Source organism: Mycobacterium sp. (genome assembly GCF_035314665.1).
Classification (GTDB): Bacteria; Actinomycetota; Actinomycetes; order Mycobacteriales; family Mycobacteriaceae; genus Mycobacterium.
In genome coordinates this window covers 1-4,744 of record NZ_DATFZD010000107.1, presented here as the reverse complement: position 1 = coordinate 4,744, position 4,744 = coordinate 1, and the positions used below count along the sequence as shown (strand labels likewise).

Below are 4,744 nucleotides of genomic sequence, written 5' to 3'. Positions count from 1 at the left end.
GGGACGGTGCCGGTCGACGTCGCGGGAGCGCTGATGCGGGTCACCTGGTATCCCACCACCGCGCAGCAGCCGATTTACCGTAAGGCATGCGATGGATGGGATTGGCGTCAGCCGTGGTGTCAGATAGCGGGCGCCCTGGCGGACCTCGGCGGCCCGACGGATAGCGACTATCGCGTCAATCCCACCCCGGGTGAAGATGCTCAACTGAGTTATGCGGGGTATTATATGAGTGGTTTCGGCGGCATTTTGACGCCGGGCGAGACCGATACCGTCGAGAGGGAAGTAGATATACCCGGAGGGTTTCGCGTGGCGCGCCTGTCTGCCAGCGGAATATTCTTCAACCAGCGCAGGATCAAAGAAATCAGACCGTGTAGCGATGACTTGCCCGATGATTCAACCCAACAAGCCATTCCCTCGCAGGCAGAGGGGCACTTCCTGTGTATCGACTACGAAATAGCACCAGCCAACGTCCTTGATGAACTCGTAGCCGCGCGACAGGTTGTTAGGGTGTGGGTGATCACCGACGCTCAAGAGTCCGCCGAGCAGGGAAATGAATATCCCCGGATTGATTCGACGGTCGGCACCGCTTGGGACATGTCCAAGAAAAAAGGCCCAAGCGAAGTGGAGGAGTTCGAGGAAGCAAATCCGATGGGCTCGTATACGGATGTATCCGCCGAGTATGCGCCGACGGACGTAACACCATCGAGCGGAAAGAAATGAATCGGTTCGGTAGTCCGCTAACTAATTAGGCCCGGGTTGTCGAGTTATTTTGGCCGAGGCGATCCTGTTGATGACTTAGGATGCCGGGATGGCGGCTGCGGCTGCGGCCGCAGGCGAAAGCCCTGGATACCACGATCACGGAATTTGAGCCAGAGCCGGATTTGTAGGCCGAGGTGTCGTTGTACACGTTTGGGTACTTGGTGGCTAGGGCGATCATCTCCGTGGTCCACGGATAGCCGATGTGGCCGGCCATTATGACAAGTTCGGGGAAGTCGAGGGCCACTCGATCGAGGTAGGAAATCGGTCGACCGGGTTCGAGGGTCGGAGCGGGCCGGTGTGACCGCCCCCGAGGACAATTCGCGGCCTGAACCGTCGTCGACCCGGTGCGCACAAAGCAGCAGTCGGGCTCCCCGGACTGGCCTACGCTCCTGCACTATGGCGAAGGGGCCGAAACACATCGCCGACATATTCGTCGGAATTATGGGCGCGACCTTTGTCGCAACTACGGTGCTGGGTTACGCCTACCACCGACCGGACACGCCGACAATCACCTTCGCAATACTCGGAGCTGGTTTGGTACTCGCAGCGCCATTGCTTGAGCGCCTCAAAGGAGAGCAGAAGTTCGGGCCGACGGGCTTCGAACTGAACGTCGGTCAAGCCGAGCAAGAGGTCAAGAACGGGCAGGTAGTCGATGCGCGTGAGGTCATCCCCCCGCCTGAGCGAACCGTGATCTCGCCGCGTGTGGTCGACGATGGAGCGAAACCTGGGCCGGCGCCCATAGTGTTCACCGCATCGGCGAGCCGCGAGGTACAAGCGCTTGACACGGGCCATCAAGAACGAATTCGGCGAACCCTAGAGTACTTCCGGCAACACCCCGACTCGCCGCGCGCACTGGAGATTCGCGATTATCGGATACTCGACGCCGGAGACGGCATCAGGCTGATAGTGCGTCCACTCGACAAGACGAGCGAAGAAGAGCCTGACCGGTACGTCGTCCTACGGGTACTCAGCAATGAACCAGCGTGCTGCGCCGCCGATCTCGGTTAGTTTCGAACGCGACATCCGGCCCCTATTTCGCCCCGAAGACGTCGAGCACATGCGCGACCTTGGCTTGGATGGCCGTGACAGTCTGAATTGGCCCCAGGGGGGCGGCGTGATTTGGCCCCACCTGTCTGGCGACGGGGTGTTGTTGTGACGGTCTGATTTGGCCCCACTTGTTCGACACGCCGTGATGGTTGTGACGGCTTGATTTGGCCCCACCTCAGCGTGATCGGTGTCCGGATAGTCCGGATTGCTGGTCATGGAGGTAAGGCGTGCGGAGGGCGAGTTCGAAGGTGGAGCAGTTCGCGGCGATTCGGCGTGATCACCGGGTCGATGGGTTGTCGATTAGGGCGTTGGCCGATAAGCACGGGGTCCATCGGCGTACGGTGCGCCAGGCGCTGGAGTCGGCGGTTCCGTCGCCGCGCAAGACGGCGGCGCGCACGGCGCCGCGGCTGGAGCCGTTCAAGGCGGCGATCGATGAGATGTTGCGCAGCGATCTGGATGCCCCGAAGAAGCAGCGCCACACAGCACGGCGAGTCTTGGCCCGGTTGGTCGATGAGCATGGCGCACAAGCGTTGTCGTACTCGACGGTGCGTGACCATGTCCGCAAGCGCCGCCCGCAGATCCTCGCTGAGGCGGGCCGGCCGCTGGAATTAGGGTATGTGCCGCAGACCTACGAGCCAGCCGCCCAGGCCGAGGTCGACTTTCACGACCTGTGGGTGGTGCTGGGTGGGGTGAAGACGAAAACGGCGCTGTTCACCATGCGGTTGTCCTACTCGGGTCGAGCCGCGCATCGGGCGTCTGTGACCGCCGGTCAGGAAGCGTTTTTGGAAGGCCACGTGTACGCATTCGACCGTCTCGGTGGTGTCCCGGTAGACAAGATCCGCTACGACAACCTCAACAGCGCGGTCAAACAGGTCCTGTTCGGGCGTTCCCGCCAGGAGAACGACCGCTGGATCGCGTTCCGCTCCCACTACGGATTTGAGGCCTGGTACTGCCAGCCCGGACACGAGGGCAGCCACGAGAAGGGCGGGGTCGAGGGCGAAGGCGGGCGGTTTCGGCGCAACCACTGCGTGCCGATGCCGGTGGTGGACTCCATCGACGAACTCAATGCGCTGCTGCAGGCCGCTGATGAGGCCGATGACGCCCGCCGTATTGGTAACCGGGCGACCAGTGTTGGCCACGATGGGGCGTTTGAGAAGACGCTGTTGCGGGCGTTGCCCGGTGAGGTGTTCGACACCACGCTGTCACTGTCGCCGCGGGTGGACCGCTACGCCCAGGTGATGGTGCGATGCAACCAGTACTCAGTGCCGGCCCGCTTCATCGGCCATCGGCTGCGGGTCAAGCTGTCGGCCTCGGCGGTCACCGTCTATGACCGCACGACCGTGGTGGCCCGCCATCAGCGGGCGATCGGCAAAGGCGCCAAAGTCCTGGACCTGGATCACTATCTGGAGATCCTGTGGCGCAAGCCCGGCGCCCTGCCTGGGGCGACCGCGCTGTCCCAGGCCCGCGCGGCCAGGGTGTTCACCGCCGAGCACGAGCAGTTCTGGGCCGCGGCCCGCAAGGATCACGGTGATGCCGCCGGCACTCGGGCGCTCGTCGAGGTACTGCTGCTGCACCGTCATCTCGATCGCGCCGACGTGCGCGCCGGGATCACCGCCGCCCTGTCGGTCGGTTCCACCAACCCCGATGTGGTCGCCCTGGAAGCCCGCAAGGCCACCGAGCACCACCGCAGGGTCCCCGAGGCCGGCGGTACCGATGAGGGCGCGCAGGTACTGGTTCTAGCCGCCCACCGCGCCGAGGTGCCCGCCGACGCGCGGCCGCTGCCCTGCATGGACAAATACGACATCCTGCTTGGAAGGGAGACCTTGTGACCGCCCGGCGCACCGTCACCGACCAGGCCGCCACCGCGGCGATCGAGCAGGGCTGCCGCATATTGCGTCTGCCCACCATCCGCGACAGGTTCACCGAGATCGCCGCCGCCGCCGAACGTGAACACCTGACCTACCTCGGGTTCCTCTCCGAGCTGGTGATCGCAGAATGCGACGACCGCACCCGCCGCCGCGCCGACCGCCGTATCCGCGACGCCGGCTTCCCCCGACCGAAACGGTTGGACGACTTCTCCTTTGAGGCCAACCCCGCCATCAACCCCGCGGTCATCGGACAACTGGCCAGCAGCGACTGGGTCAAAGCCGGACACCCACTGTGTTTGATCGGTGACTCCGGCACCGGCAAGAGCCATCTGCTCATCGCGCTGGGCACCCTGGCCGCCGAAGCCGGCTACCGGGTCCGCTACACCCTGGCCAGCAAGCTGGTCAACGAACTCGCCGAAGCCGCCAACGACAAACAACTCACCAAACTGATCACCCGCTACGGCCGCGTCGATCTGCTCCTGGTCGACGAGCTGGGGTATCTGCAACTGGACCGCCGCGGCGCCGAGTTGCTCTTCCAAGTCCTCACCGAACGAGAAGAACGATCAGCGATCGCCATCGCCTCCAACGAGCCCTTCTCCTCCTGGACAAAAACCTTCACCGACCCCCGCCTCTGCGCCGCCATCGTCGACCGGCTCACCTTCGCCGGACAGATCATCGAAACCGGCAGCACCTCTTACCGGCTCGCCCACGCCCGAAACGCAAAACCCCCAACCACGACCGGGGCCAAATCAGGCCGTCACGCCGGGGCCAAATCAAGTTGACATTGCGACCCCCACGTGCGCTTCCACACCGATCCGCAGGAGCGTTCGACCCACTATCCACTGTTGAGGTCCCCCAAATTTAGGCAGTGGTAAATCAAGTTGCAACATCGTTTCGGCATCGCCATCATTCTACTGGCAAACCTTTTCTCGCTAAGATGGTGAAGTGGCAAATGCTGGCGCCAAAGGAACCCGAAATGTCGAAGCGCCCGAGTACCCGACTTGGTCGCAACGATCCCAGCAGCGAATGGTTGTGGATCTCGCCTGAGGCCCGCGCGAGGTCTGTTCAGC

4 protein-coding genes and 1 pseudogene are annotated in these 4,744 nt (G+C 63.3%); 4 read left to right on the top strand and 1 reads right to left on the bottom strand.

Annotated features, from left to right (window positions below; translation table 11 throughout):
- A partial coding sequence (locus tag VKI00_RS08185) for a hypothetical protein (protein WP_324436603.1) occupies window positions 1-720 on the top strand: 720 nt, incomplete at its 5' end.
- 163 nt (window positions 721-883) lie between these two features.
- On the opposite strand, the pseudogene VKI00_RS08180 reads toward VKI00_RS08185, so the two are convergent.
- Window positions 884-1,062 (bottom strand): annotated as a pseudogene (locus tag VKI00_RS08180) (amidohydrolase family protein); the annotation flags it as partial.
- A 93-nt stretch (window positions 1,063-1,155) separates the two neighbouring features.
- Here VKI00_RS08180 and VKI00_RS08175 point away from each other — a divergent pair.
- The 3 genes from VKI00_RS08175 to istB all read left to right on the top strand — a co-directional run bounded on the left by VKI00_RS08175 (window position 1,156) and on the right by istB (window position 4,456).
- Window positions 1,156-1,767 (top strand): hypothetical protein, encoded by a 612-nt coding sequence (locus VKI00_RS08175; protein ID WP_324436602.1) that lies wholly within the window; start codon window positions 1,156-1,158, stop codon window positions 1,765-1,767.
- Window positions 1,768-2,033: 266 nt separating this feature from the next.
- Window positions 2,034-3,635 carry an IS21 family transposase gene (istA, locus tag VKI00_RS08170; RefSeq protein ID WP_324436601.1) on the top strand — a complete coding sequence of 534 codons (1,602 nt, stop codon included), beginning with the start codon at window positions 2,034-2,036 and terminating at the stop codon, window positions 3,633-3,635.
- Entirely contained in the window at window positions 3,632-4,456 is an 825-nt protein-coding gene (gene istB / locus VKI00_RS08165) for an IS21-like element helper ATPase IstB (protein ID WP_324436600.1), read from the top strand. Before istA ends, istB begins: the two co-directional genes overlap by 4 nt.
- The last annotated feature ends 288 nt before the right edge of the window (window positions 4,457-4,744 follow it).

Bases quoted from the DNA above. Each gene is read 5' to 3' on its own strand.
- VKI00_RS08175 (WP_324436602.1), top strand. From the start codon at position 1,156: ATGGCGAAGGGGCCGAAACACATCGCCGACATATTCGTCGGAATTATG.